Raw genomic sequence first — 2,120 nt, forward strand, 5'->3', positions numbered from 1 at the left:
CCGCGAGGCTCATACCGGGCTCGGCACCGACGCGGCGGCCGCGATGGCGCACAGCTCGCCGATCAGCTCGTCGGCGGGCGGGAAACCGGCGTCGCGTTCCAGCAGGTAGCCCAGATGGCCGGAGGTGCGGGCGGCGGTCTCGGCGACCAGCGCCAGCACCTCCGCGGGCAGGGCGTGGCCGTGGGTGTCGTGGTAGAGGCCGTCGTGCTCCGCGCCGCCCGCGACATGGCAGTAGACGACCCGATCGAGCGGGAACGACTCCAGCACCTTGATCGGGTCGCGGCCCCGGTTGCGGGAGTTGGCGTACACGTTGGCGACGTCCAGCAGCAGGCCGGCGCCGGTGCGGTCGAGGAGTTCGGTGAGGAAGTCGCCTTCGCTGTAGGCGTCGTCGGGCCAGTCGAACAGGGCCGCGATCGGCTCGACGGCCAGCGGCACGGGCAGCTCGGCCTGGGTGAGCCTGATGTTGCGGGTGAGGGCGTCCAGGGAGTCGGCGGAGCGGGGCACGGGCAGCAGATGGCCCGCTTCGAGGCCGCCCGCCCGGACGAACGCGACATGCTCGCTGACCAGCGGGGCGTCGACGGTCACGGCGGCCTCGGCGAGGGCGCGGACCCGTTCGGGCGCGACCTCCTGCGCCCCGCCGAGCGACAGCTTCACCCCGTGCGGGATCACCGGCACCCCGGTGGCCCGCAACGCCAGCAGCTCGGGCTGCGGATGGTGCAGCGACTCCGCGATCACCTCGGTGAACGCCAGGCGCGGCAGCCCCGCGACATAACCGGCGATCTCCGGCCGCCAGCCGATCCCGACCCCGGTCATCCGCCGCACCCGCCACCGCCACCGCCACCGCAGGACGACCCCGACGAACACGACGAGGACGAGGAGCACGAGGACCCGGACGAACACGACGAACTCGACGTGTGCGACGAGGAGGAGGACGACGACGAGGAGTAGGACGAGACCGGCGTGTACCCCGAGCCGATCAGCCCGAGCCGCATCTGCATCTCCGACAGCACCGCGAACTCCGGGTCCATCGCGTAGATCACCGCGCCGCCGTACAGCGCGACGCCCAGCGCGACCGCCTCGGGACCGTAGGTCGACCAGGACGGCGACATCGAGGGCGACAGCACCCGGTGCCGGATCGCCGCCGCGGTGAGGGTCTTCTTCCCGGCCCGGCTGACCTTCGGCGCGCGCAGCCCGAGGATGAGCGTCACCAGGGCCAGCGGCACCATCATCATGATCAGGTAGAGGACGGGCCGGTCGTTGGCGATCCCGGACACCACCCGGACGGCCCCGAGGCCGAGCAGCAGGAACAGCGGCAGCGCCGCGGCCCTGATCTGGGCGCGCTCGCTCGCCGTCAGCAGCATCCCCTCGGCGACCAGGTGCTTGCGGATCACGCTGAGCGCGGCCTTGACCTGCGGCCGGTGCGGCAGCCCGCCAGTGCTGATGTTGGCCCTGACGCCGTCGAGCACCGCCTCGTCCAGCGGGTAGAGGGTCATCCGGGGCGGGGCGACGAGCGAGAGGATGCCGTGCTTGGCGGCGGTGACGGCCTGACCGGCGCGGAGCCCGGACAGGCTCGCCGCGATGGCCCGCCGCTCCCCGCCGGCCAGGTAGGCCAGTTCGTACTGGTGGAGTTCCCGGACGGGCGTCCGGCCCGCCGCCGCCTTCCGGCGGATGACAAGGGCGACGACGAACAGTCCGACGGCCGCGAGAGCGTATCCCGCGAGGAACTGGGGACCGGTGATCCCCCATGTCGGCGAGGCGGCCAGCACCATGCTCCACACTCCTGCGTTTCCCTGCCGATATCCGGCTTCCTGCCCGTTGAGATGCGACCGCAGCTCCCGAGGTTCCCTACTCCAGCACGGGAATTATGATCCCCAATGTCGGATGTCGCACCTTACGGTTCCCAGGTCAGGTGCACGAACTGCTTCCGCAGGACGAGCAGCCGCCGCCCGTGCACGACGAGCAGCCCGATCCGCCGTCCGAGGAGTCCGAGCCGCTCGAATAGGCGTCCCAGGTGAACCCGCCGAAGCCGGAGGATCTGCGCTCGCCCGGCCTGCCGGGGCGCGGCGGCGAGGGCGGCGGCACGTAAGGACGGGAGCCGGGCGGGGGCGGCGGCAGGGGCG

The 2,120-nt window shown here is 72.5% G+C and carries 3 protein-coding genes; all 3 read right to left on the reverse strand.

Annotation, left to right across the window (positions count from 1 at the left end):
- Nucleotides 1-9: 9 nt before the first annotated feature.
- On the reverse strand, nt 10-900 hold the full coding sequence (locus ACYVE7_RS33020; RefSeq protein WP_460370382.1) for an MbnB/TglH/ChrH family RiPP precursor modification enzyme: 891 nt from the start codon (nt 898-900) through the stop codon (nt 10-12).
- The gene (locus ACYVE7_RS33025) at nt 810-1,769 is read right to left on the reverse strand and encodes a TIGR04222 domain-containing membrane protein (protein WP_460370384.1); all 960 of its coding nucleotides are present in this window, start codon (nt 1,767-1,769) and stop codon (nt 810-812) included. The genes ACYVE7_RS33020 and ACYVE7_RS33025 overlap by 91 nt, the downstream gene beginning before the upstream one ends.
- A gap of 122 nt (nt 1,770-1,891) precedes the next feature.
- A partial coding sequence (locus ACYVE7_RS33030; RefSeq protein WP_460370386.1) for a hypothetical protein occupies nt 1,892-2,120 on the reverse strand: 229 nt, incomplete at its 5' end.

The sequence above is a fragment of the Actinocorallia lasiicapitis genome, from assembly GCF_054778695.1.